This is a genomic window from Noviherbaspirillum sp. L7-7A (genome assembly GCF_019052805.1).
Lineage (GTDB): Bacteria > Pseudomonadota > Gammaproteobacteria > Burkholderiales > Burkholderiaceae_D > Noviherbaspirillum_A.
The window spans coordinates 1-24,954 of the sequence record NZ_JAHQRJ010000001.1 but is presented as its reverse complement, the minus strand read 5'-3'; the positions used below and the strand labels follow the sequence as shown (position 1 = coordinate 24,954).

Here is a 24,954-nt window from a genome sequence, read left to right as displayed (position 1 = left end):
GGTGCGCGGCGTGCTGATCCGAAAAATACAAACGCGTCAATGCGTTCACCTTGAGGACGGACGATACGCAGTTGTGCCGGGGATGTCGGTGCGATACCGAACACTTGCGAAATGACCGCGCCGGCATCGTGCCGGCACTGCGCAAACGCTGCCAACGCCTCGCCATCGCTGTCCGGCCCGGGCTTATAATCCACCGATGCAAACCATAGACTTCCGCCTCGAAGGCGAATACGTCGAGCTCAATCAGCTCCTCAAGTTAAGCGGCCTGTGCGACAGCGGCGGCGCCGGCAAGATGATCGTCGCCAGCGGCGATGTGAAGGTCGACGGCAAGACCGAGCTGCGCAAGACCTGCAAGGTACGCGCCGGCCAGGTCGTGACCCTGGCCGGCGTCACGATCCGGGTCACAGGCTGACGCGGGCAGCCAGCGGCCATGGCTGTCATCAACGATCTGTTCGGCGCCTCGCGCCAGCCGGAACCGCTGGCAATTCCCGATGCCGACCTGCGTTTCATGCACGGCTTCTACCCGCCCGATGAATGCGCCGCGCTGCTGGCGGACCTGCTGGAACAGACCCCGTGGCGGCAGGAGCGCATTGAGGTCTGGGGCAAGGTCCATGACCAGCCGCGCCTGACCTCATGGCATGGCGATCCGGGCACCGACTACACCTACTCCGACATCACCCTGGCCACCTGCCCCTGGACGCCGCTGCTGTCGCGCCTGCGTCGCGATATCGAGGAAGCCACTGGCCACCGCTACAACAGCGTGCTGCTCAATCTCTACCGCAACCAGCATGATGGCGTTGGCTGGCATAGCGACGATGAACGCGAGCTGGGGCGCATGCCGGTGATTGCTTCCCTCAGCCTGGGCGAAACGCGCAGCTTTCGCCTGCGGCACCGCGAGCGCAGGCATGCGCCGGTCAGCATGGCCCTTACCGACGGCAGCCTGCTGCTGATGGCCGGCGCCACCCAGCGCAACTGGCAGCATGCGATCCCGAAGGAGCGGCGCGGCAAGGGGCCGCGCATCAACCTCACCTTCCGCCAGATCGCGCAATCCGCGCGCCGTGATTAAAATAGCCGGCCGCGATCATTCCTTTTCGAAAGGTTCCTACCTCATGCATCTGTCCCGCTTTCCGCGCGTCATCCTGTCCCACGCGCCGACGCCGCTCGAACCCCTAACCCGCCTGTCGCAGCATCTGGGCGGCCCCACCATCTACATCAAGCGCGACGACTGCACTGGCCTGGCCAGCGGCGGCAACAAGACCCGCAAGCTCGAGTTCCTGGTTGGCGATGCGCTGGCACAGGGCGCGACCCACCTCGTGACCCAGGGCGCCACCCAGTCCAACCATGTGCGCCAGACCGCGGCGGCGGCGGCCAAGTTCGGCTTGAAGTGCACCGCCCTCCTGGAAAAGCGCGTCGCCGACGGCGCGCCCGAGTACTACAACAACGGCAATGTGCTGCTCGACCGCATCTTCAACTGCACGCTGGAATCCCGCGATGCAGGCCTGGACATGAACAATGAACTGGTGGCCGTGGGCGAACGGCTGCGCCAGCAGGGCGACAAGCCCTACCTGATTCCCGGCGGCGGCTCCAATGCGATCGGCGCGCTGGGCTATGTGGTCTGCGCGCAGGAATTGCTGATGCAGGCCAACGAGCGGCAGTTGCGCATCGACCATGTGGTGCATGCCACCGGCAGCTGCGGCACCCAGGCCGGCCTGGTGGTGGGCCTGCAGGGCATGAACAGCGGCATACCCGTGCTGGGCATAGGCGTGCGTGCGCCGCGCGACAAGCAGGAAGCCAATGTGCATGCGCTGGCGCAGGCCACCTGGAACCATCTCGGCCTGCCCGGCCAGCTTGCCCGTGACACCGTGCAGGCCAACTGCGACTATGTCGGCGCAGGTTATGGCATGCCGACGCCAGGCATGATCGAAGCGGTGCAGCTGATGGCGCAGATGGAAGGCATCCTGCTCGACCCGGTGTATTCGGGCAAGGGCATGGCCGGCCTGATCGACCTGATCCGCCGCGGCCATTTCCGCAAGGAAGAGAACATCGTCTTCGTCCATACCGGCGGCTCGGTCGGCCTGTTTGGCTACCGCGAGGTGTTTGCGCCGTGAGCCGCAGGATAGGCATCCTGGGCGGCATGGGCCCGCTGGCGACGGTGGACCTGATGGCCAAGATCATCGCCAACACGCCTGCCACGCGCGACCAGGACCATGTGCCGGTGGTCGCCTGGAACGTGCCCCAGGTGCCGGACCGGCAGCGCGCGCTGGCCGGCGACGGACCGTCGCCGTTGCCGGCGATGCTGGAAGGCATCGAGCATCTGAACCGGGCCGGCGCCACCTGCATTGCGATCGCCTGCAACACGGCCCATCACTGGTATGACGCGCTGCAGACGCAGAGCGCAGCGCCCATCCTGCATATCGCCCAGGTCACGCTGGAGGCGCTGCGCAGCGGCATGCAGGGCAACGGCCCGGTCGGCCTGATCGCCACCCACGGCACGTTGCAGGCCCGGCTGTACCAGGACTTGCTGGAGCCGGCCGGCATCGCCTGCATCACGCCTGACGAGGCGCAGATGGCGTCCCTCTTCGTTCCGGGCTGCTACGCGGTCAAGCGCGGCGAGCTGGATGCCGGCGGCCGCCTGCTGGAGAGCATCGGCGAAGCGCTGGTGGCGGCGGGCGCCGCCAGGCTGGTGCTGGCCTGCACCGAAGTGCCGGTTGGCCTGGAGCGCATTCATTCTGCGCTGCTGCCGGTCTGCATCGACCCGACGCTGGCGCTGGCGCAGGCCTGCATTGCGCATTGGCATGAACAGGCCGCGTAATCAGTGCTGTGTGGCGTGCCGTACAGTCCGATCGCGCTTGCCCGACTACACTGCCGCCATAGCTGGCCTCATGGCCGGCCTTACCGGAGACACATCATGAAATGGGAAGGCAATCGCGAAAGCGAGAATGTGGAAGACCGCCGCGGCGGCGGCGGGGGTGGCGGTTTTGGCGTTGGTGGCGCCTCGGTCGGCATCGGCACCGTCGTGATCGCGCTGGTGGCCTCCTACTTTTTCGGCGTCAGCCCGGGCACGGTGATCAATGTGCTCAACGGCGCCGGCCCCGGCCCGGAAGTTGCGCAAGGCCCGGCCAAGGCGCCGCCGGCGGACGACCGGGAAGCCCGTTTCGTCTCCACCGTGCTGGCCGATACCGAAGACACCTGGACCACAATCTTCCAGAAGGCCGGGCAGACCTATGCAAAGCCGCGCCTGGTGCTCTTCACTGGCCGCACCCAGACCGCCTGCGGCACCGGCCAGACCGCATCCGGCCCCTTCTACTGCCCCGGCGACCGCAAGATCTATATCGACCTTTCCTTCTACCGGACCATGCAGCAGCGCTTCGGCGTCAAGGGCGAATTCGCGCAGGCCTATGTGATCGCGCATGAGGTCGGCCATCATGTGCAGAACCTGATGGGCATCATGGACAAGGTCGACCAGCTGCGCCGCAATGCATCGCAGACCCAGGCCAATGCGCTGTCGGTGCGGGTCGAGCTGCAGGCCGACTGCTTCGCCGGCGTATGGGCCAAGAATGCCGACAAGGCGCGCAGCATCCTTGAAAGCGGCGATGTCGAATCAGCCCTTAACGCCGCCACCGCCATCGGCGACGATGCCCTGCAGAAGCAGGCGCAGGGTTATGTGGTCCCCGACTCCTTTACCCATGGCAGTTCGGCGCAGCGGGTGCGCTGGTTCAGGCGCGGGCTGGAAAGCGGCCAGGTCAGTGCCTGCAATACCTTCGAAGCGCGTACGCTTTGAATTTCATCAGCATCGCATTGCGGCCCAGCATGCTGCCATTAACCATTTGCTAGCAGTAGAGCAATAGGCAGCGCTTTACCTACATCAACCGATCATCGAAAAAATCTGCACACCAGCTGTATCAGTACGGATATCATATTTGCAACCGTCATCCTCAGCATGACGGTTTCTTTTGCGGTACCTCATGGAGACAGATATGGACGATGTCGTTATTGTTGCAGCATTGAGAACAGCGGTCGGCAAATTCGGCGGCACGCTATCCAAGATTCCCGCGGCCGACATGGGCGCCAGCGTCATCAAGGCGCTGCTCGAGCAGACCGGCGTGGACCCCGCTGCCATCAGCGAAGTGATCATGGGCCAGGTGCTTACCGCCGGCGTGGGCCAGAACCCGGCCCGCCAGGCTGTCATCAAGGCCGGCCTTCCCGACGCCATCCCCGGCTTTACCATCAACAAGGTCTGCGGCAGCGGCCTGAAGGCAACCCATCTGGCGACCCAGGCGATCCGCTGCGGCGACGCCGACATCATCATTGCCGGCGGCCAGGAAAACATGAGCGCATCGCCGCATGTGCTCAACAATTCCCGCGACGGCTTCCGCATGGGCGATGCCAAGCTGGTCGACACCATGATCGTCGACGGCCTGTGGGACGTCTATAACCAGTACCACATGGGCGTAACCGCCGAGAACGTTGCGAAGAAGTACGAAGTCTCGCGCCAGGACCAGGACGAGTTCGCGATGGGTTCGCAGAACAAGGCCGAAGCCGCGCAGAAAGCCGGCCGCTTCAAGGACGAGATCGTGCCGCTGCAGATCCCGCAGAAGAAAGGCGCGATCACCTTCGACACCGACGAGTATCCCAAGCATGGCACCACGCTGGAATCGCTGGCCGCGCTGCGCCCCGCTTTCAACAAGGAAGGCACCGTCACTGCCGGCAATGCCTCCGGCCTGAACGATGGCGCCGCCGCGGTGATGATGATGTCGGCAAAGCGCGCGGAGCAGCTTGGCCTGACGCCGCTGGCACGGATCAAGGCTTATTCCTCGGCCGGCCTCGATCCCAGCATCATGGGCATGGGCCCGGTGTCGGCCACCAAGCTATGCCTGCAGAAGGCCGGCTGGACCCATGAGGACCTGGACCTGATGGAAATCAACGAAGCCTTTGCCGCCCAAGCCATCGCGGTGAATCGCCAGATGGGCTGGGACACCAGCAAGATCAACGTCAATGGCGGCGCGATCGCGCTGGGCCATCCGATCGGCGCTTCCGGCTGCCGCATCCTGGTGTCGCTGCTGCATGAAATGGTCAGGCGCGATGCCAAGCGTGGCCTGGCCAGCCTGTGCATCGGCGGCGGCATGGGCGTGGCGCTGGCGGTCGAACGCTGAGACTGGCGGCAACGCCAACTTTTTGGTTTGTCATTAAAAAAGACAGGAGCAGACATGGCTAGGATTGCATTGATTACAGGCGGCATGGGCGGCCTCGGCGAAGCGGTGTGCGTGAAGATGGCGGCGCTCGGCTACCAGGTGGTAACCACCTACTCGCCGGGCAACACCAAGTCCGCCGAATGGCTGTCCAGCATGGAGCAGCAGGGCTACAAGTTCTATGCCTATCCCTGCGACGTGGCGGATTACGACTCGGCGCAGCAATGCATCGCCCAGATCACCAAGGACCTGGGCCCGGTGGATGTGCTGGTCAACAATGCCGGCATCACCCGCGACATGACCTTCAAGAAGATGGACAAGACGGCATGGGATGCGGTGATCCGCACCAACCTCGACTCGGTGTTCAACATGACCAAGCCGGTCTGCGATGGCATGACCGAGCGCGGCTGGGGCCGCATCATCAACATCTCGTCCGTCAACGGCCAGAAGGGCGCGTTCGGCCAGACCAACTATTCCGCGGCCAAGGCCGGCATGCATGGCTTCACCAAGGCGCTGGCGCTGGAAGTGGCGCGGCGCGGGGTGACGGTCAACACGATCTCGCCGGGCTATATCGGCACCAAGATGGTGATGGCGATTCCGCAGGAAGTGCTCGACACCAAGATCATTCCGCAGATTCCGATGGCGCGCCTGGGCAAGCCGGAGGAAGTGGCGGGCCTGGTGGCTTACCTGGCTTCGGATGAGGCGGCCTTCCTGACCGGCGCCAACATCGCCATCAACGGCGGCCAGCACATGTACTGAGCGGCTCTGATCGCTGCGAGGCCGCGCTGGCAGAGTCCGGCGCGGCCTTTTTATTTACGCTCAGGCATTCGCAGAGGTTTATGCAAATCAACCAACGTACCAGCCGACTGTGGACGGGCGACGGTATTTGAGGCATGCTTTAGGCTTAAAGTTTTATTAATAATTCTTGATTCGCATCGAACCGCCAGGGTTGGTTGCGATGCGAGTGCCCACTCCTGACCCGGACGAAAGGCTCATTTTGGAAAAGCAGGCGAAGGACGTCTACAACAATACTGCGCGCCTGAAAGAACTGATGACGGCGCGCCCCATGACTGCAGCGCAGCATGCCGCCATTAACCGAAAGCGCATCCGCGATCGACGCATGCTGGAAGATGCCCGCGAGCAGCGCAGCGGCGTCGACGAACTGTTCTAGCAGCACTTTTCATCCATTGGCGTCGGGCAGCTGCCTGAAAGGCGGCGTGCGGCTATCACTGGAAAAGCATGACAAGCCAGGCAATGACACTACCGCATACCCTACTACCCCATTACGCCATTTTGCTTGCTGCTGGCAACGGATCGCGCTTCGATCCGCTCGGCCACCAGAACAAGCTGCTGCAACCGCTGGATGACGGCTGCAGCATCGCCGTGACCTCGGCCGCCAATTTGCTGGCCATCATGCCGCATGTGCTGGCAGTGGTCAGGCCGTGCGCCAAGGAACTGCAGGCCGAGCTCAAGGCGATTGGTTGCGAGGTAACGGTGTGCGAGCAGGCCGGCCAGGGCATGGGCGCGTCACTGGCGCATGCGATCGCCAAGGTCAGCGCTGCGCCCGGCTGGATCATCGCGCTGGCGGACATGCCTTATGTGAAGCCGTCCACCATCAGGACACTGCTGGATGCCCTGCATGGCGGCGCCGATATCGTCGCGCCATGCCACGATGACCGACGGGGCAATCCGGTGGGCTTCAGCCGCTTTTATCTGCCGCAACTGCTGGCACTCTCCGGCGACGAAGGCGCGCGCCGGCTGCTGCAGACCTTGCCGGTGCATCTGGTGAGGGTCAACGATCCCGGCATCCATTCCGACATCGACCGCCCGCAGGACCTGCTGCACTGACCGCGGCAACGAAGCGCTTGCGGTTCGAGCACACGCCGTTCAATCGGTATGCATGGGCGTCGGCTCGATCCGCGCGCCCGGTCTTTCCAGCCGCTCGTATTCCGCGATCACCTGGCCGCCAAACAGCAGCAGCGTCGCGCCCAGCTCCAGGCTCAGCAGCACCACGATCGCGGTGGTCAGGGAGCCATACACCACCGCCACCTGCGACAGGGTCGACAGGTACCACAGCAGGGCATGGCGCGTGACTTCCCACAACAGCGCAGCGGTCACGCCGCCCATCAGCGCATGCGTCAATGACAGCCGGCCCACCGGCATGACCAGGTAAATCGAGGTCAGCACGAAGACTTCCCCCAGCACGCCCAGCATGTACAGCAGAAGGCCGGACACGCCATGCAGCGACCAGCTGCGTCCCAGGAAGCTGACGCTTTCCTCGCCCACCACCTGCAACACGCCGGACACCAGGGTGATGATGAGAATGCCGAAGCCAAGAAAAAGGATGTAGCAGTACGGCATGACGGCCGATACCAGGAAATGCCGGCGCCGGATCGCGACCCGATGCGTGAAGATCACCGACATCGCGTTTTCCAGCACGGTAAAGGCCAGGGAACTGAAGAACAGCATGGTAATGAAGAGCAGCCATCCGACCACGTCGCGATGCGCCATGAAATTGGCAAGCTCGCCGACGACGGCATTGGACTGGCTGGGCAACAGCCATTCGAGATAGCGTCCCAGCGTTTCCAGCAGGTCTTTCTCGTCGATCAGATGGGACAGGACAATGACGATCAGGATCAGCAGCGGCACCAGGGAAAGCAGCGCGTAATAGGCCACCGCGCCCGCCAGCAGCAGGCCCTGGTTGGCGCGAAACGCCTTGATCGCCTGCAGCGCGAAGGCGCCCGGATGGGTAAGAACATACTGCGCCTGAGGAGAGACGATATTCATGCCGGCCCGCAAAGAATGTCAGAGCGCCTGACAACGTATCCGCAATGGTGCCTGGCCAAACGCATCGGGCCAGCGGCTCCTGTCAGGCGCTTTCAGTATGGCGGCCCTGCTCTTGTGGGACAAGGCTGCCATGGGGCATTGCAAGCGGCTTCATGCAGCCTTATACCTGTTCAACCCACGACGCGCCATGAAACCGGTGTTTTGACGCCTGGCTCGTTGCCCGGCAAGAAACCCATCGGTTTCATCCGGCACGCTATGGATTGAGATGGGTATTACTCGCCCCGGACGATTTCCTTGGCATCGCCAACGGTCTTCTGGGTCTTGCCCTCGACCTGCTTCTCCAGCCCCTTGGCCTGCTGTTCCTTGCTGTCCACGGCCTTGCCGACGCCTTGCTGCACCTTGCCGGCGATGTCCTTGGCAGTACCCTTGATCTGGTCGGTATTCATTGCATGCTCCTTTGCTGTTGAAAAGAATGCCGTCATGCGGCGCCAGCCGTCGCGCTGCCGGTGTCACTGGCAAGGCGCCGGCTGGATGGCTCGACAATAAGCCAAAGCCGCCGGCATCTCTGTTCGTTATCGCACTCTGCCATGCGAGTTGGCCTTGGCCTTGTGAAGGATTAACAATCGCGGCATTCCAGCCAGGGTTTCCGGAATGGTTTCATTAACATCGGGTCTGAAGATTGTGCGACTAGCCAAGGAGATCACACATGCCGAACCGAAAGAAAGCTGCCGAGACCACGACCAACGCTGTCGACAATGACAAGCATCTTGCCGAAGGCAAGACACCGGCGAGCGATTCCCATGACGAGAAAATGCTGGACCATGCGTTGAAGGGCACGTTCCCGGCCAGCGATCCGGTCGCCGAGCTGCCTGTCAATGAAAAGCCCAGCGAGAAGCAGCAGGCCGAGGAATGCCTGCTTGATGACGCGGTCGAAATGACCTTTCCCGCCAGCGACCCGATTTCCGTCGATCCCAACAGCATCACCAGGATCGAAAAGGCGCCGGAAAAGCCCGATGCCAGCGAAGACCATCAGAATCGCTCATTGGCCACCAAGGGCGAGAGCGCGGCGCTGGACAAGGAGTTGAAGCAGACGCGTGCCAAGCGCGACAGCAAGGCGAAATAAGGCGCCTGCGTCGATCATGACGCGGCCTGAACGCGTCACCGCCGCGCGGCATGGCAGGTGGCGCTTTTCTTGCCGCCTTGCACAGGCCGCGGCAGTTCCGTCATAATGCCCGGCTAGGCCTTCCTTCCCATTCAATCTGGACGATCCCCATGCGAACTTTCAATTTCAGCGCCGGCCCGGCGGTGCTGCCGGAATCGGTATTGCAACGCGCTGCCGACGAGATGCTGGACTGGCATGGCAGCGGCATGTCGGTCATGGAGATGAGCCATCGCGGCAAGGAATTCATCGGCATTGCAAGGAAGGCCGAAGCCGACTTCCGCAAGCTGCTGGCCGTGCCCGACAACTACCGGGTGCTGTTCCTGCAGGGCGGCGCGATGGCGGAAAACGCGCTGATTCCGATGAACCTGCTGGGCGAGAAGACATCGGCCGATTACGTCAATACCGGCGAGTGGTCGAAGAAGTCCATCAAGGAAGCCGGCAAGTACTGCAAGGTCAACGTCGCCGCCTCCGCCGCCGACCGCGACTTCACCTATGTGCCGGCGCAGGACACCTGGCAACTCGACCCGCAGGCAGCCTATGTCCATGTGTGCACCAATGAGACCATCGGCGGCGTCGAATACCACTGGGTGCCGGATACCCATGGCGTCCCGCTGGTGGCGGACATGTCTTCCCACATCCTGTCGCGCGCGGTGGATGTATCGAAGTACGGCGTCATCTATGGCGGCGCGCAAAAGAATATCGGCCCGGCCGGGCTGACGCTGGTCGTGGTGCGGGAAGACCTTCTGGGCCAGGCGTTGCCGATTACGCCTTCCGCCTTCAACTGGAAGGAACAGGCCGACAACGACTCCATGCTCAACACGCCGCCGACCTACAGCATCTACATTGCCGGCCTGGTGTTCGAATGGCTGCTGGAACAGGGCGGCATCGCTGAAATCGAGCGGCGCAATATCGAGAAGGCATCGCTGCTTTACGACTACCTTGATCAGTCCCGCTTCTACAGCAACCCGGTAGCCAAGACGGACCGGTCGCGGATGAATATCCCGTTCCGCCTTGCCGACAGCGCGCTGGATGAAGCCTTCCTGCAGGGCGCGAAGGAACACAACATGGTCCAGCTCAAGGGTCATCGGGTGGTCGGCGGCATGCGCGCCTCGATCTACAACGCCATGCCCATTGAAGGCGTGCGCACCCTGGTTGCCTACATGAAGGAATTCGAGCGCACCCACGGTTAAACCAGGCAGCTGGCTGATGCCTCGGCCACCGTGAAAAGCCAGGCTTCCGGCCTGGCCTTTTTATTGGATAACCGGAAAGGCTTGCGTGTCTGGCGGTGCCAGGTTCGCGCCATCCGAAAGTCGCGCCGCCCCGGCCTGCCATTTTCTTCTTGCGTGGATTAATTCCTCCATTTGAGTTTTACGAGGCGATCCAGTGGCTGGGGATCGTCGTCATCCTCCTCAAGGCGGGCAACGTCCTCGTCGTCCTCCTCCTCCTCGTCTTCCTCTCCTGCGCGTCCTATGGGCTCATCGTCATAAGCGAATTCATCATCGTCATCGTCGGTACGGTTTGATCTTCGTTTTGGCTTGTGCATGCATGCCTCCGATTGAGATACTCACGGGGAAAAACCAGGTCGGCGCCGAAAATACGCCGAATTTTGAGTAACGAAATCGAACGAAAATATCGAAGATCGAACAAATTTCTTGATAGAAATGCAATTGAACCTATCCGGAAAGCTGCCGACATCTACCTACCTATGATCCTTCCCCTCATCGACTGTTTTGCCCTGTTCTGGTTCTTGCTGATGTGGATAGGCTATGACCGTTTCGCCGACTTCTGGTCGAACTCGCATGCCAGCCTCCTCCGGCATGTGAACGAAGCCCGGCGCGACTGGATGCTGCGGCTGACCTATCGTGAGAACCGGATCGCGGATGTCGCGCTGATGGCCAACCTGTCGTCTTCCCCGACCTTCTTTGCCTCCACCACCATCATCATCATCGGCGGCCTGTTTGCCATGCTTGGCGGCAACAGCAAGGTCGTCAATGTGGTGCAGGAAATCCCCTTCTCCGTGCATGTCTCGGAGGAAGTCTGGAATGTGAAGATCATCGTGCTGATCTCTGTCTTCGTATTCGCCTTCTTCCGCTTTACCTGGGCCTTGCGCCAGTTTAATTTCTGCTCGATTCTGATCGGCTCGGCGCCGAATCTGGCGGAATACAAGGATGGCCCGGATGCCGCCCGATCGGATTTCGCCGACCGCAGCGGCCGGCTTGTCGCCCTGGCCGGCGAAAGCTTCAATGACGGCCTGCGCGGCTATTATTTCGCGATTGCCGCCATGACCTGGTTCGTCCAGCCCTGGCTGTTCATGATCGCTACCACCGTCGTGGTGGCGGTGCTGTATTTCCGCGAGTTTCACTCCAGCGCGCTGGCGGCAATCGTCGGACGTTAGCCTGGGCGCAAGGCGGCAAGGCCAGTCTTTGGCATCATGCAGACAAGCTGGCCCGCCGGCGTTACTTCAGGCTATTCATGAGCGATACGATTTTTGCATCCGGTGCGGAACAGGCGCTGTCCAGCCTGCTCGATTATCTGCAAGCGGCGGACTACCGCTTCATCACCATCACGCCACTGACCCATGCACGGGTGCTGGGCCGTCAGCCTGATCGCAGTGCCACGACGCTGCGCGACGTCTTCGGCTGGAATCTCCCCTTCGATCCCGGGCTCTTGCCGGGCCAGTTGCTGGCGGCGCTGGACGCGGCCGGGCTTCTGGCCCATGTCGGCGAGCAACGGCGCAGCAAGGTGCGGGTGTCGAGTATAGCCGATGCACTGTTCCTGCATTCCGCCTATCCGACCGACCAGGAAAACGCCGTATTCTTCGGGCCGGATACCTATCGCTATGTACGCTTCATGCAGCAGGCGCTGTCGCCTGCACCGCCGGGACCGAAGCCGCGCATTCTCGATATTGGTTGTGGCAGCGGCGCCGGTGGCCTGATGGTGGCGAGCCAGTATGCCGACGCCAGGCTGGTGCTCAACGATATCAACCCGGAAGCGCTGGTCTGCGCCGGACTCAATGCGGGGAATGCCGGCATTGAAGCGCAACTGGCGCTGGGCGACAGCCTGGCGGCGGTGGACGGGCAATTCGACCTGATCATGGCCAACCCGCCCTATCTGGTGGATGACGATGCCAGAACCTATCGTCATGGCGGCGACCGGCTCGGACGCTCGCTCAGCCTGCGCATGGCCACGCAGTCCCTGCCCCGCCTGGCGCCAGGCGGCCGTCTGCTGCTCTATACCGGCATTGCCATCGTTAAAGGCGTGGATGAATTCCTGCTGGAACTGAAGCCTGCACTCGATGACGCCGGCATGGAGTGGCGATACCAGGAACTGGATCCGGACGTGTTCGGCGAGGAACTGGAACGCGATGTCTACCGCGATGTGGATCGTATCGCCGCGGTCGGGCTTGAGGCCAGGCGCCCGCTATAAAAAACGATGGCGCAGGACTGCAACGCCGGCAGCCGCGCTGCTAGCGGCGCCCGCTCCACGTGCCGGCAGAACCCCAGCGACTGCCGCCGCCGCCACGCATTCCCGGTTGCCCTTGCGGACGGGGTCCGCCGCCGCGCCAGTGAGGCGCGCCACCGTTGTGCCAGTTATGGCCGCCGTCATGCCAGCGATGACCGCCACCTGAACGATAGTCAAACCGGAACACCGGAGGCGGCACATAAAGCGGCGCTGCCGGATACAGCGGCGCAGGCCCGTAGCCATACACGGGCGCGGCCGGGTAGACCGGATCGGTGTAGTAGGCACCGCCGCCGTAATAGGGATGGTTGTAGCCGGTATCGTAGACAGCGCATCCACCGAGCGCGCCCAGTACCGCCAGCGAAAAAAGCAGGCGTTTCGCCACGCCTTCAACGGATTTATTCATGTCCATTAGAGAGAGGACCGCATTGAAAGTGTCCGCTTCTTACGCTTGCTTACACTTTGACAGGTTCAATGATGATGATGCACCCAGCCGCTGTCGCCGGAAGCGATGAAGGACTCAACCGCGTCCTTCTGTCCGGTGGCATGGCGCATCACTTCACCGCATTTGCAGATGCCCTGGTAAGGCTGGATGTGGGAACAGGCGGAAACCTTCTGCAGCAATACCTGGACGGGTTTAGCGCACTTCTTGCATTTGAAGGTCAGGGTGCGGGCTGGCTTGGCTGGCATGGCGTATGAAAGCAGAATCTGAAAACGGGGATGATACGTCAAATCGCCACGGCAAATGGCCAGGCGCCTCAAGCCCCGCGCAGGCGCCACAGCGAAGTGACTTCCCTGGCGCGCGCGCCAGCCAGTGGATCGGAAGGATCGCTGGCCTTTGGATGCCGCGGCCGGATGTCGTGCCGGCCTGCCACTTGCAGGCCGGCGTCGGCGATCATGGCGAGCAGTTCCTCGCGCGAACGCAGGCCCAGGTGCTCTGCGAAATCCGAGAGTATCAACCATCCCTCGCCGCCCGGCGTCAGGTGGGCGGCCAGGCCGTTCAGAAATCCTTTCAGCATCCGGTTGTCCGGGTCGTAGATCGCATGCTCGAGCACGGAACTGGGCCTTGCGGGCAGCCAGGGGGGATTGCAGGCAATCAGCGGAGCGCGACCCGGCGGAAACAGGTCGGCCTGCAGCAGTTCTACTTGTTGCATCAGGCCGAGCCGCTCCAGATTCTCGCGGGCGCAGGCCAGCGCCCTGGTTTCCATGTCCGTCGCCACCACATGCCCGATGCCGCGCCTGGCGAGGATCGCGGCCAGCACGCCGGTGCCGGTGCCGATGTCAAACGCCAGTTCCGGGTGCGGAGCGGGCAGCGCCGCTTGTGCAACCAGGTCCAGGTACTCGCCGCGGACCGGCGAAAACACGCCATAGTGCGGATGAATGCGCTCACCGCCCAGGGCCGGAATCGGCACGCCGTTGCGACGCCATTCATAGGCGCCGATCACGCCCAGCAGTTCGCGCAATGACAGCACATAAGGCAGGCTGGCGGGACCGTATGCCTGTTCGCAGGCAAGCCGCACATCGGGTGCGCGACGCAATGGAATGACATGGCCGGTGTCGACCTGGATCAGCAGCATGCCCAGCGTGCGCGCGCGTTGCGACTGTGCCTGCCTGTGCTGGTTGAATGCATCGCGTGCGGTGGCCGCCGGCTTGCGCGGCTTCTTCAGCGCCCGTCGCGCCATCGCCTGCAGCAACTGCCGCGCATTGTGATAATCCCCACGCCACAGCATGGCAGTGCCTTCGGATGCAAGCCGGAAAGCGGCATCCGCCGTCATGCGGTCATCGGCTACGACGATGCGCTGCGGCGCCGGAAAGCCGCTTTCCGAGCGCCACTGCGCATGATGTTCACTGCCGTTTTCGGTCCAGCTGATGGAAGAAGGAGAAGATTGCATGGCGCCTTGATGTGCTGCGGAGTTCGCGAGGCGCCATGGTACGGGCTGGCCAGGATTTGCGCTAACGGTTTCGAACCACCACCCTATTTGGGCCGGGGCGAGGCCAGCGCCGCGTCCGGCTGCGACAATTGCCCGCGCCTTAATTGCACGACCGACTCCGCCACCGCGCGCGCCACATTGCGCACCTCTTCCCGCATGGCCTCATCCCGGTCGAGCACCTCGTGGCTCTCGGCATAGGACTCGTAATAGCCGATAAACCGATCCAGTTTCGCCTTTTGTCCGGCGGCAATCAGGCCCATCCAGTCCAGCCAGTCGGACAAGGAACGCCGCACGCCCTCGATGCCGGCCACGTCGCCATGCACCACCAGCCCGTATGCGCGTCCGGCCAGATGCTTGGGATAAGGCCAGTCGGCCAGTTCCAGCGCCTTGGCTTTCTCGGCATTCTTGCCGGAGGTGGTGGTCGGGTCCGGATTACCGCCGTCCGCGCATACCAGACGGTCGATCATCAGCTTCAGCACACTGGGCGTCTGGTACCAGTAGACAGGCGTCAGGATGATCACCGCATGGGCGGCAGTCCATTTTTCGTAAATCTCGTTCATCCAGTCATTGACCTGGTTCAGGCCATGATTGGGGTAGCAGCTGCAGGGCCAGTGGCAAAGCGGCATCGCGGTGGAAGCGCAGCCCTTGCAGGGATGGATTTGCCGCCCGTAGTCGGAAATGAGCAGGCTCAGGTCGAGAATATCGACTTCCATCCGGGCTTCTTCCAGCACGGTGCGCGCCATCTGCATCATGCGGAAGGTCTTGGACATCTCTCCCGGACAGCTTCCGTCATTGCGTGCAGCGCCGCAGATCAGCAGCACCCGCGACGGGCTCAGCGGATTCTTTTGCCACGCCTCTGCCTTCTTCAGACGTTCGCTGGCGTCCCGCCATTCGCTGGACAGGTCATAATTCGGGTCGGCATACGCGGGGCCAGCCTTTTCGGTGAACGGCGCCTTGTGGGAAGCCGTGTAATTTTCCCAGGCGATTTGCTCCACCTGCGCAAGCGCATCCTGTGCCTGATGGAAGGCCGGGTCGGCGAACGAGCGCATGAACCGCAGATGAAACTCGGTCCGATCGACTTTTTCCGGCGCCTGGCCTTTTCTGGGTTGCGTCATGTATTCACCTGGGATGTTGCCGGCTAGGGCATTGCGTTAAGGTGAATGAGAATAGGCATAAATCAGAAAGCTCGGCCTTATATCGTCCATTGCCGTTGATAGCAATCAATTTGGCCATCAGAGGCAATCCTCCCATGGGTATTCAGCCCTGATCAGGGCGTTATCGTGCGCGAGTGCCGGGCGTTGCAGCTGCCCCTTGGGAGCGCCTGAATAAAAATGCGTTACCTGAGATAATCGGTGACTTTCTTCCCGATCCACGACGGTCTTCATCTGATCCGCTTCTTACCTTCATCCAACATGGCTCCGAACCGTTCCAGGCGCATGGTCAGATCACAGCGAGGCTTGACGCTGATTGAATTGCTCATTGCCATCACCGTATTGGCGGTCGTCGCGGTGCTGGGATGGCGCGGGCTCGACAGCATCGTTCGCAGCCGTATTGCCCTGACTGCCGAAATGGAGCGTACGCGGGGAGTACAGCTGGCATTCGCACAGATGGAGCGTGACTGCGCCAATGTGGTCAGTCCCGACACTTCCTATGGCCACCCGCCCCTGGCCGCCGAACAGCAACGCCTTATCCTGATCCGCAGGGTGGCTACGGAAAACCAGCCGGTTCGGCTGCAGGTAGTGTCCTATCGCATCAGGGATGGGGTTCTTTACCGGCGTGCATCGCGGCCGACAAGGGATCTGGCGGAACTGGATGCGGCCTGGCTGGAAAATCCGCAAAACATTTCACGGGAAGAAGTTGCGCTGGAAGCTGGCGTCACATCGATTGCAGTGCGTGTGTGGTCCAATAATGCCAATAACTGGCGGGCTGTCGATATCAATGCGCCGCAAATGGAACCCTTGCCTGCAGCGACCGTACCAGTCACGCCGAATCAACCGGCCGTCGCTGCCGCGGCCTATACCGGCCTGGAAATTTCCCTGCAACTGCAGGGCACGGCAAACCGGATGACCAAGGTTTTCCTGCTGGGCGCAGTCTGAGCAGCGCAAATCAGGGACTACCGCATCGGAGCGTATCGCACCCGCAGCGGGATACAAGATCCACGGATATGCGAAGTCCTAGATAAAGGCTTCCACGCCCCAGACAATCAGACCAATGCTTAAGGCGGCTGACACGGCGACACAGAGTGCCGCCTGAAACTTGTTCAGATGCATTCCCAGCGATTTTTTCTGCAGGCGAAACTTTGTGCCAGTATGCTGATTCATCCTACCACTCCTTTTATTTCCACAAAGAACCATTTCTTTCGAACATTACAAGCAAAATATGAATTGCGTCAACAGCTTATCGAAACTTTTAAAAGTGACGTATTACAATAATGCGACAGATGTTTCGGACTGTTTCAATGCAATGTCTTCCTTCCAACACAGCTGGTTGCGCGGAAGAGATTTTCATCAATCCCCCCGACAAGCCGGCACTGTTAAAAATAACAAGCTATGAGAACCTGGCACACGGAAATTCACCGCGGCCATCGCATCGGCTGGCTGCGCGCCGCGGTGTTAGGTGCAAATGACGGCATTGTTTCCACCGCCAGCCTGTTGCTGGGGGTGGCTTCGGCAAATGGTTCCCATCAGGCTCTGCTGATTGCCGGCCTTGCTGGCCTGGTTGCTGGCGCCATGTCGATGGCGGCTGGAGAATATGTTTCGGTGCATTCGCAGGCGGATGCCGAGCATGCCGATCTGCAGCGGGAGCGCCGTGAATTGAAAGACGACGCGGCAGGCGAACACCGCGAGCTTGCTGGCATCTATATCGAGCGAGGACTGCAACCGGATCTGGCGCATCAGGTTGCGCAGCAGTTGATGGCTCATGACGCGCTCGGCAGCCATGCCCGCGATGAGCTTGGAATGAGTCCATCGGGTACTGCCCGGCCGCTACAGGCTGCGTTCAGCTCTGCAGCCAGTTTTGCCATTGGCGCGGCCCTGCCCTTGGCAGTAACGGCATTTGGACCAGCAGAGAATCTGACATTTTGGCTGGCAGCAGCATCGATCGCCTTTCTTGCGCTCCTGGGGCTGCTGTCCGGCTTCGCTGGCGGTGCGCACATTGGAAGGAGCACGATCCGTATCGTTTTCTGGGGCGTGCTTGCCATGGCGGTCACATCGGGAATCGGCTCCCTGTTCGGCGTCGTGACCTGAGTCTGTCGGGCAGCGTTTTGCAATCTATGCAGAGCGCGCCACGTACCATCAGCAACGCCAGAATCGCTCGAGATCCTTGATCTTCCACTGATCAGCATCTTCGAAGCAAACCACCTTATCCCGTTCGCCAGGTGCGGACAGATCGATCATCACTGGCGGTAAATAGGTATTCGATTTGGTGGAGAAGAAAACGCGCAGACGCGGAGCAAGCAGCGATCTGGCGCCTTGGTCTACGACTACGCCCAGCCTTCCGGAAGTAAGTCTGACCAACGTACCGACAGGGTAAATACCCACTGTCTTGACGAACGCCTTGAATACATCGGCATCGAAATGCGTGCCACTCCAGCTGGCCATTTTCTTGATCGAATCGGCTGGACACCAACCTGCCTTGTAAGGGCGATTCGATGTAATGGCGTCATACACATCGCATATCGCGCCCATTTTCGCGTACAGACTCAGTTCTTCGCCCTTTAATCGATATGGATAACCCGTACCATCGACACGTTCATGATGATGCAGGCAGACATCCAGTGCTGCTTTGCCGATACCACCTGCCTGCAAAAGATACTGATGCCCTTCTTCAGGATGACGCCGCACTATCTCAAATTCCAGGTCGGTCAGTTTGCCGGGCTTGTTCAGGATGGAAGAATCGACGCTCATCTTGCCGATATCGTGCAGCAGGCCTGCAGTACCGGCTTCCTTGATCTGCTCTTCTGTTAAACCGAGTTGTTTTGCGAGTGCGATCATTAATGCACACACTGCCACGCTATGCATGTAAGTGTAGTCATCCTGATTTTTCAGCCTGGCCAGAGTAATGAGCGCGCTGACGTTACGATTCACCGACTCGGAAATATCTTCCACCAACGATGCGGCGTTTTCGAGACGAATGGCTTTACCCATCCTGATTTCGCTGAACATCGACATCACTGCAGACTTGGAGCGGGCACAGATCTGCGCAGCGCGCTGGAACTCAGCTTCAATCGGCACGGCAGCCTGCACCTTGATACTTGCCGGCGGATCGATTATGGCTTCCGGCTTGGCAACGACCTCAGGCTGAACTGTGTGGTTTAGCCTGTTTGGAACATCAATGCCTTTTGATATATCGATGATTGCAAACTTGATGTTACTGGCAAGGATATCGTTTATTTCTTGCTGATTGTTTAACAACCGAGATGTGCGCCAGAACGGATTTTCCAACCATGATGCAGTTAATTCCTGCAGGTACATCCCTAGTCGCAACTCACGAGTCTCAATTTGCTTAAGCATTTACGAAGCCAGGATTAAATATTTCTAAACACAATATTTAAACATATTTCCAGAAGGAACTGTATTGAATGCTGAAATAAAGGAAATCAAGCAACGTTTATTGCACGTTCACTTCCCTTATGAATCAATTTTCGGAATTAGGCTGGGAATGTTTTCATTCCGGGAAACAACCAAGCAGTGCAGCAGAACAATAAAAGCGTAAAGAGCATCTAGCTGGCAAAAAAATAACTGCTCAAGCCGGTTGTGCGAACCCCAAAAATTTTGAACAGCGATTTTTCGATTTCCCAAAGCAAAAACCCCCGACGCCTGCTGGCGCCGGGGGTTTTCTAATAACAGCCTGACGATGACCTACTTTCACACTGGTTGCAGCACTATCATCGGCGCAAAGTCGTTTCACGGTCCTGTTCGGGATGGGAAGGGGTGGTACCAACTCGCTATGGTCATCAGGCATGACTTGTCGGTTGTCTGTCGCGCTGCCGGCTCCTCGCCTGGCACACGCCACATCCAACCCAAAGGGAAGAAGCAGCCGCATCGCTCCTGCACTTCGCAGGGGTGATGCAACGATCAATGTCTTGTCTTGCAGGTTGTGAGTATCGGAACGTCACGCACCACACAGCGCCGCTATGCACCATCAAGGTTATAGGGACAAGCCGCACGGGCAATTAGTACTGGTTAGCTTAACGCATTACTGCGCTTCCACACCCAGCCTATCAACGTCCTGGTCTCGAACGACCCTTTAGGGGAGTCAAGCTCCCGGGAAGTCTCATCTCAAGGCGAGTTTCCCGCTTAGATGCTTTCAGCGGTTATCTCTTCCGAACTTAGCTACCCGGCAATGCCACTGGCGTGACAACCGGTACACCAGAGGTTCGTCCACTCCGGTCCTCTCGTACTAGGAGCAGCCCCCTTCAAACTTCCAACGCCCACGGCAGATAGGGACCAAACTGTCTCACGACGTTTTAAACCCAGCTCACGTACCACTTTAAATGGCGAACAGCCATACCCTTGGGACCGGCTACAGCCCCAGGATGTGATGAGCCGACATCGAGGTGCCAAACTCCCCCGTCGATATGAACTCTTGGGAGGAATCAGCCTGTTATCCCCAGAGTACCTTTTATCCGTTGAGCGATGGCCCTTCCATACAGAACCACCGGATCACTATGTCCTACTTTCGTACCTGCTCGACTTGTCAGTCTCGCAGTTAAGCACGCTTATGCCATTGCACTATGAGCACGATGTCCGACCGTACCTAGCGTACCTTCGAACTCCTCCGTTACACTTTGGGAGGAGACCGCCCCAGTCAAACTGCCTACCATGCACTGTCCCCGATCCGGATAACGGACCAAGGTTAGAACCTCAAACAAACCAGGGTGGTATTTCAAGGTTGGCTCCACGAGAACTAGCGTCCCCGCTTCAAAGCCTCCCACCTATCCTACACAGATTGGTTCAAAGTCCAATGCAAAGCTACAGTAAAGGTTCATGGGGTCTTTCCGTCTAGCCGCGGGTAGATTGCATCATCACAAACATTTCAACTTCGCTGAGTCTCGGGAGGAGACAGTGTGGCCATCGTTACGCCATTCGTGCAGGTCGGAACTTACCCGACAAGGAATTTCGCTACCTTAGGACCGTTATAGTTACGGCCGCCGTTTACTGGGACTTCAATCAAGAGCTTGCACCCCATCATTTAATCTTCCAGCACCGGGCAGGCGTCACACCCTATACGTCCACTTTCGTGTTTGCAGAGTGCTGTGTTTTTATTAAACAGTCGCAGCCACCAGTTTATTGCAACCCCGTCGCCCTTCTGGCGCAGGCCAGTCAAGCTACCAGGGCGTACCTTATCCCGAAGTTACGGTACCAATTTGCCGAGTTCCTTCTCCCGAGTTCTCTCAAGCGCCTTAGAATACTCATCTCGCCCACCTGTGTCGGTTTGCGGTACGGTCTCGTGTGACTGAAGCTTAGAGGCTTTTCTTGGAACCACTTCCGATTGCTTCGCAGCTTAAAGCCGCTGGTCTCGACCCCTTGAATTACGCCCCCGGATTTGCCTAAGGGCCTTCTACAAGTCAAGAACCGGGACATCCAACACCCGGACAACCATTCGCGATCCGTCCCCCCATCGCATCACACGACGGTGCAGGAATATTAACCTGCTTCCCATCAGCTACGCATCTCTGCCTCGCCTTAGGGGCCGACTCACCCTGCTCCGATGAACGTTGAACAGGAAACCTTGGGCTTACGGCGTGGGGGCTTTTCACCCCCATTATCGCTACTCATGTCAGCATTCGCACTTCTGATACCTCCAGCATCCTTTACAAGACACCTTCGCAGGCTTACAGAACGCTCTCCTACCATATGACGTAATGAATTACGTCATATCCGCAGCTTCGGTGACTGGCTTAGCCCCGTTACATCTTCCGCGCAGGACGACTCGATCAGTGAGCTATTACGCTTTCTTTAAAGGGTGGCTGCTTCTAAGCCAACCTCCTGACTGTTTTAGCCTTCCCACTTCGTTTTCCACTTAGCCAATCTTTGGGACCTTAGCTGGCGGTCTGGGTTGTTTCCCTCTTGACGCCGGACGTTAGCACCCGACGTCTGTCTCCCAAGCTCGCACTCATCGGTATTCGGAGTTTGCAATGGGTTGGTAAGTCGCGATGACCCCCTAGCCATAACAGTGCTCTACCCCCGATGGTGATACTTGAGGCACTACCTAAATAGTTTTCGGAGAGAACCAGCTATTTCCAAGTTTGTTTAGCCTTTCACCCCTACCCACAGCTCATCCCCTAATTTTTCAACATTAGTGGGTTCGGACCTCCAGTACCTGTTACGGCACCTTCATCCTGGCCATGAGTAGATCACTTGGTTTCGGGTCTACACCCAGCGACTGTCGCCCTGTTCGGACTCGATTTCTCTGCGGCTTCCCTATGCGGTTAACCTTGCCACTGAATGTAAGTCGCTGACCCATTATACAAAAGGTACGCCGTCACGGAACAAGTCCGCTCCGACTGTTTGTATGCACACGGTTTCAGGATCTATTTCACTCCCCTTCCGGGGTTCTTTTCGCCTTTCCCTCACGGTACTGGTTCACTATCGGTCGATTACGAGTATTTAGCCTTGGAGGATGGTCCCCCCATGTTCAGACAGGATTTCACGTGTCCCGCCCTACTTGTCGCAAGCCTAGTTCCACAACCATGATTTCGCGTACGGGGCTATCACCCGCTACGGCTGCACTTTCCAGAGCATTCCACTATCACGATTGCTAAATCTTGCTGGCTGGTCCCATTTCGCTCGCCACTACTTTGGGAATCTCGGTTGATTTCTTTTCCTGCAGCTACTTAGATGTTTCAGTTCGCCGCGTTCGCTTCACACACCTATGTATTCAGTGAGTGATGACCCTTGCGGGCCGGGTTTCCCCATTCGGACATCTGCGGATCAAAGCTCGTTTGCCAGCTCCCCGCAGCTTATCGCAAGCTACTGCGTCCTTCATCGCCTGTAATCGCCAAGGCATCCACCATGTGCACTTAGTCACTTGTCCCTATAACGTTGACCTCTGGAGTCACCTCCAAAGACGTCACAGGCAAGCGCTGTGTTTCATTTGATGCATGTTTGTTTCGATACAATCACAACCCAGCAATGCTGCCTACAATGAACATGACTGCTCACTGTCTTCGCATTGCGAATTACATTGATCTTTACTACTTCTTCCACTTTGTTAAAGAACGAATACAGCCTTGTTGATCGCAATGATCAAACCTAAGTCCCGCAACGCTGTTGCTGACTTACGTTTGGACCTTGCCACAGTAGGAATCAGGATAATGGTGGAGGTTGACGGGATCGAACCGACGACCCCCTGCTTGCAAAGCAGGTGCTCTCCCAGCTGAGCTAAACCCCCGGGGACTTGCCGTTACTTCTTCACTGCTGCATCAACTGGTGGGTCTGGTTGGGCTCGAACCAACGACCCCCGCGTTATCAACACGGTGCTCTAACCAGCTGAGCTACAGACCCCGCACATACTGCCCTGACGGCTGCATGTACCGATCACTTCATGACCTTGACTGTGTTTTGACTGTTCTCGTTTTGCCGAACAACCGATAAGTGTGGACACCCAACTACGTGCCTATCTCTAGAAAGGAGGTGATCCAGCCGCACCTTCCGATACGGCTACCTTGTTACGACTTCACCCCAGTCACGAATCCTACCGTGGTAAGCGCCCTCCTTGCGGTTAAGCTACCTACTTCTGGTAAAACCCGCTCCCATGGTGTGACGGGCGGTGTGTACAAGACCCGGGAACGTATTCACCGCGACATGCTGATCCGCGATTACTAGCGATTCCAACTTCATGGAGTCGAGTTGCAGACTCCAATCCGGACTACGATACACTTTCTGGGATTAGCTCCCCCTCGCGGGTTGGCGGCCCTCTGTATGTACCATTGTATGACGTGTGAAGCCCTACCCATAAGGGCCATGAGGACTTGACGTCATCCCCACCTTCCTCCGGTTTGTCACCGGCAGTCTCATTAGAGTGCCCTTTCGTAGCAACTAATGACAAGGGTTGCGCTCGTTGCGGGACTTAACCCAACATCTCACGACACGAGCTGACGACAGCCATGCAGCACCTGTGTGCAGGTTCTCTTTCGAGCACTCCCTGATCTCTCAGGGATTCCTGCCATGTCAAGGGTAGGTAAGGTTTTTCGCGTTGCATCGAATTAATCCACATCATCCACCGCTTGTGCGGGTCCCCGTCAATTCCTTTGAGTTTTAATCTTGCGACCGTACTCCCCAGGCGGTCAACTTCACGCGTTAGCTGCGTTACCAAGTCAATTAAGACCCGACAACTAGTTGACATCGTTTAGGGCGTGGACTACCAGGGTATCTAATCCTGTTTGCTCCCCACGCTTTCGTGCATGAGCGTCAGTGTTATCCCAGGGGGCTGCCTTCGCCATCGGTATTCCTCCACATCTCTACGCATTTCACTGCTACACGTGGAATTCTACCCCCCTCTGACACACTCTAGCCGTGCAGTCACAAATGCAATTCCCAGGTTGAGCCCGGGGATTTCACATCTGTCTTGCACAACCGCCTGCGCACGCTTTACGCCCAGTAATTCCGATTAACGCTCGCACCCTACGTATTACCGCGGCTGCTGGCACGTAGTTAGCCGGTGCTTATTCTTCAGGTACCGTCATTAGCCCCGGGTATTAGCCAGAACCGTTTCTTCCCTGACAAAAGAGCTTTACAACCCGAAGGCCTTCTTCACTCACGCGGCATTGCTGGATCAGGGTTGCCCCCATTGTCCAAAATTCCCCACTGCTGCCTCCCGTAGGAGTCTGGGCCGTGTCTCAGTCCCAGTGTGGCTGGTCGTCCTCTCAGACCAGCTACTGATCGATGCCTTGGTAGGCTTTTACCCTACCAACTAGCTAATCAGATATCGGCCGCTCCACGAGCATGAGGTCTTGCGATCCCCCACTTTCATCCATAGATCGTATGCGGTATTAGCTAGTCTTTCGACTAGTTATCCCCCACTCCAGGGCACGTTCCGATATGTTACTCACCCGTTCGCCACTCGCCACCAGACCGAAGTCCGTGCTGCCGTTCGACTTGCATGTGTAAGGCATGCCGCCAGCGTTCAATCTGAGCCAGGATCAAACTCTTCAGTTCAATCTCTGTTTTGTGCCATTGCTGGCAGGTTCCGAAGAACCGTCGCTCACTCAAAATACTGACAGACCGATTCTTGCGAATCGTTCTACTTCTTTGTTGTGAGCACTTGCTTGATATTTTGAGCATCCGGCGTTGCCGCCGGCGCACTTCGTCAAGTGCCCACACTTATCGGTTGTTGGTTGTTAAAGAACCGGGCAATTCGGTCTGCCGCCGGCCGCCCCGTGGGACTGGCCGGCTGCTGCGAAGCGTTGTGTTCGTCAGCAGCA

The 24,954-nt window shown here is 59.0% G+C and carries 24 protein-coding genes, 2 tRNA genes and 3 rRNA genes; 16 read left to right on the top strand and 13 right to left on the bottom strand.

What is annotated here, in order from left to right:
• Window positions 1-196 precede the first annotated feature (196 nt).
• From KTQ42_RS00145 to KTQ42_RS00105, 9 genes are all read left to right on the top strand, one after another.
• Window positions 197-412, top strand: coding sequence for an RNA-binding S4 domain-containing protein (locus KTQ42_RS00145; RefSeq protein WP_217343651.1), 216 nt, complete (start codon window positions 197-199; stop codon window positions 410-412).
• 18 nt (window positions 413-430) lie between these two features.
• Window positions 431-1,066 (top strand): alpha-ketoglutarate-dependent dioxygenase AlkB, encoded by a 636-nt coding sequence (locus tag KTQ42_RS00140; protein WP_217343650.1) that lies wholly within the window; start codon window positions 431-433, stop codon window positions 1,064-1,066.
• A 43-nt stretch (window positions 1,067-1,109) separates the two neighbouring features.
• Window positions 1,110-2,108: a D-cysteine desulfhydrase gene (locus tag KTQ42_RS00135; protein ID WP_217343649.1), complete on the top strand. Its 999-nt coding sequence runs from the start codon at window positions 1,110-1,112 to the stop codon at window positions 2,106-2,108.
• Window positions 2,105-2,812, top strand: coding sequence for an amino acid racemase (locus KTQ42_RS00130; RefSeq protein ID WP_349292104.1), 708 nt, complete (start codon window positions 2,105-2,107; stop codon window positions 2,810-2,812). Before KTQ42_RS00135 ends, KTQ42_RS00130 begins: the two co-directional genes overlap by 4 nt.
• A gap of 96 nt (window positions 2,813-2,908) precedes the next feature.
• Window positions 2,909-3,781 (top strand): neutral zinc metallopeptidase, encoded by an 873-nt coding sequence (locus KTQ42_RS00125; protein ID WP_217343648.1) that lies wholly within the window; start codon window positions 2,909-2,911, stop codon window positions 3,779-3,781.
• A 196-nt stretch (window positions 3,782-3,977) separates the two neighbouring features.
• Window positions 3,978-5,153: an acetyl-CoA C-acetyltransferase gene (locus KTQ42_RS00120; RefSeq protein WP_217343647.1), complete on the top strand. Its 1,176-nt coding sequence runs from the start codon at window positions 3,978-3,980 to the stop codon at window positions 5,151-5,153.
• A gap of 54 nt (window positions 5,154-5,207) precedes the next feature.
• Complete coding sequence (gene phbB, locus KTQ42_RS00115) at window positions 5,208-5,948, top strand: acetoacetyl-CoA reductase (protein WP_217343646.1); 741 nt, start codon at window positions 5,208-5,210, stop codon at window positions 5,946-5,948.
• Window positions 5,949-6,114: 166 nt separating this feature from the next.
• On the top strand, window positions 6,115-6,360 hold the full coding sequence (locus tag KTQ42_RS00110; protein ID WP_217347042.1) for a hypothetical protein: 246 nt from the start codon (window positions 6,115-6,117) through the stop codon (window positions 6,358-6,360).
• 68 nt (window positions 6,361-6,428) lie between these two features.
• Window positions 6,429-7,037 carry a nucleotidyltransferase family protein gene (locus KTQ42_RS00105; RefSeq protein WP_249222590.1) on the top strand — a complete coding sequence of 203 codons (609 nt, stop codon included), beginning with the start codon at window positions 6,429-6,431 and terminating at the stop codon, window positions 7,035-7,037.
• A 39-nt stretch (window positions 7,038-7,076) separates the two neighbouring features.
• On the opposite strand, the gene KTQ42_RS00100 is transcribed toward KTQ42_RS00105, so the two are convergent.
• Together KTQ42_RS00100 and KTQ42_RS00095 are read right to left on the bottom strand one after the other, a co-directional pair.
• Window positions 7,077-7,976, bottom strand: coding sequence for a YihY/virulence factor BrkB family protein (locus KTQ42_RS00100; RefSeq protein WP_217343645.1), 900 nt, complete (start codon window positions 7,974-7,976; stop codon window positions 7,077-7,079).
• Window positions 7,977-8,248: 272 nt separating this feature from the next.
• Complete coding sequence (locus KTQ42_RS00095; RefSeq protein WP_217343644.1) at window positions 8,249-8,422, bottom strand: CsbD family protein; 174 nt, start codon at window positions 8,420-8,422, stop codon at window positions 8,249-8,251.
• A 260-nt stretch (window positions 8,423-8,682) separates the two neighbouring features.
• On the opposite strand from KTQ42_RS00095, the gene KTQ42_RS00090 reads away from it, so the two are divergent.
• The 5 genes from KTQ42_RS00090 (at window position 8,683) to KTQ42_RS00070 (ending at window position 12,564) form a co-directional block, all read left to right on the top strand.
• Complete coding sequence (locus tag KTQ42_RS00090) at window positions 8,683-9,099, top strand: hypothetical protein (RefSeq protein ID WP_217347041.1); 417 nt, start codon at window positions 8,683-8,685, stop codon at window positions 9,097-9,099.
• A gap of 149 nt (window positions 9,100-9,248) precedes the next feature.
• A complete protein-coding gene (serC, locus tag KTQ42_RS00085) occupies window positions 9,249-10,328 on the top strand; it encodes a 3-phosphoserine/phosphohydroxythreonine transaminase (RefSeq protein ID WP_217343643.1) in 1,080 nt (359 codons plus the stop codon).
• 95 nt (window positions 10,329-10,423) lie between these two features.
• Window positions 10,424-10,660 (top strand): hypothetical protein, encoded by a 237-nt coding sequence (locus KTQ42_RS00080; protein ID WP_217343642.1) that lies wholly within the window; start codon window positions 10,424-10,426, stop codon window positions 10,658-10,660.
• A gap of 183 nt (window positions 10,661-10,843) precedes the next feature.
• Window positions 10,844-11,533 carry a DUF599 domain-containing protein gene (locus KTQ42_RS00075; RefSeq protein ID WP_217343641.1) on the top strand — a complete coding sequence of 230 codons (690 nt, stop codon included), beginning with the start codon at window positions 10,844-10,846 and terminating at the stop codon, window positions 11,531-11,533.
• 77 nt (window positions 11,534-11,610) lie between these two features.
• Window positions 11,611-12,564 carry a class I SAM-dependent methyltransferase gene (locus tag KTQ42_RS00070; RefSeq protein ID WP_217343640.1) on the top strand — a complete coding sequence of 318 codons (954 nt, stop codon included), beginning with the start codon at window positions 11,611-11,613 and terminating at the stop codon, window positions 12,562-12,564.
• A gap of 40 nt (window positions 12,565-12,604) precedes the next feature.
• On the opposite strand, the gene KTQ42_RS00065 is transcribed toward KTQ42_RS00070, so the two are convergent.
• The 4 genes from KTQ42_RS00065 to KTQ42_RS00050 form a co-directional block, all read right to left on the bottom strand.
• Entirely contained in the window at window positions 12,605-13,003 is a 399-nt protein-coding gene (locus KTQ42_RS00065) for a hypothetical protein (RefSeq protein WP_217343639.1), read from the bottom strand.
• A 65-nt stretch (window positions 13,004-13,068) separates the two neighbouring features.
• On the bottom strand, window positions 13,069-13,287 hold the full coding sequence (locus KTQ42_RS00060; RefSeq protein ID WP_217343638.1) for a hypothetical protein: 219 nt from the start codon (window positions 13,285-13,287) through the stop codon (window positions 13,069-13,071).
• Between the two features lie 68 nt (window positions 13,288-13,355).
• The gene (locus tag KTQ42_RS00055) at window positions 13,356-14,489 is read right to left on the bottom strand and encodes a class I SAM-dependent methyltransferase (protein ID WP_217343637.1); all 1,134 of its coding nucleotides are present in this window, start codon (window positions 14,487-14,489) and stop codon (window positions 13,356-13,358) included.
• A gap of 83 nt (window positions 14,490-14,572) precedes the next feature.
• Window positions 14,573-15,643 carry a flavodoxin family protein gene (locus KTQ42_RS00050; protein ID WP_217343636.1) on the bottom strand — a complete coding sequence of 357 codons (1,071 nt, stop codon included), beginning with the start codon at window positions 15,641-15,643 and terminating at the stop codon, window positions 14,573-14,575.
• 297 nt (window positions 15,644-15,940) lie between these two features.
• Here KTQ42_RS00050 and KTQ42_RS00045 point away from each other — a divergent pair, with 297 nt between their 5' ends.
• Window positions 15,941-16,624: a prepilin-type N-terminal cleavage/methylation domain-containing protein gene (locus KTQ42_RS00045; protein WP_217343635.1), complete on the top strand. Its 684-nt coding sequence runs from the start codon at window positions 15,941-15,943 to the stop codon at window positions 16,622-16,624.
• Between the two features lie 78 nt (window positions 16,625-16,702).
• On the opposite strand, the gene KTQ42_RS00040 is transcribed toward KTQ42_RS00045, so the two are convergent.
• Window positions 16,703-16,849 (bottom strand): hypothetical protein, encoded by a 147-nt coding sequence (locus tag KTQ42_RS00040; protein ID WP_217343634.1) that lies wholly within the window; start codon window positions 16,847-16,849, stop codon window positions 16,703-16,705.
• A gap of 228 nt (window positions 16,850-17,077) precedes the next feature.
• On the opposite strand from KTQ42_RS00040, the gene KTQ42_RS00035 reads away from it, so the two are divergent.
• Complete coding sequence (locus tag KTQ42_RS00035) at window positions 17,078-17,773, top strand: VIT family protein (RefSeq protein WP_217343633.1); 696 nt, start codon at window positions 17,078-17,080, stop codon at window positions 17,771-17,773.
• Window positions 17,774-17,821: 48 nt separating this feature from the next.
• Here KTQ42_RS00035 and KTQ42_RS00030 read toward each other — a convergent pair whose 3' ends face one another.
• The 6 genes from KTQ42_RS00030 to KTQ42_RS00005 form a co-directional block, all read right to left on the bottom strand.
• On the bottom strand, window positions 17,822-19,039 hold the full coding sequence (locus tag KTQ42_RS00030; RefSeq protein ID WP_217343632.1) for an HD-GYP domain-containing protein: 1,218 nt from the start codon (window positions 19,037-19,039) through the stop codon (window positions 17,822-17,824).
• A 335-nt stretch (window positions 19,040-19,374) separates the two neighbouring features.
• Window positions 19,375-19,487: ribosomal RNA gene (gene rrf / locus KTQ42_RS00025) — 5S ribosomal RNA — on the bottom strand.
• A 193-nt stretch (window positions 19,488-19,680) separates the two neighbouring features.
• Window positions 19,681-22,565, bottom strand: a 23S ribosomal RNA gene (locus tag KTQ42_RS00020).
• Window positions 22,566-22,846: 281 nt separating this feature from the next.
• A tRNA-Ala gene (locus KTQ42_RS00015) sits at window positions 22,847-22,922 on the bottom strand.
• Window positions 22,923-22,958: 36 nt separating this feature from the next.
• Window positions 22,959-23,035 (bottom strand) — tRNA-Ile (locus KTQ42_RS00010).
• Window positions 23,036-23,157: 122 nt separating this feature from the next.
• A 16S ribosomal RNA gene (locus KTQ42_RS00005) occupies window positions 23,158-24,688 on the bottom strand.
• The 16S, 23S and 5S rRNA genes sit together here with 2 tRNA genes alongside, the layout of an rRNA operon.
• Between the last annotated feature and the right edge of the window lie 266 nt (window positions 24,689-24,954).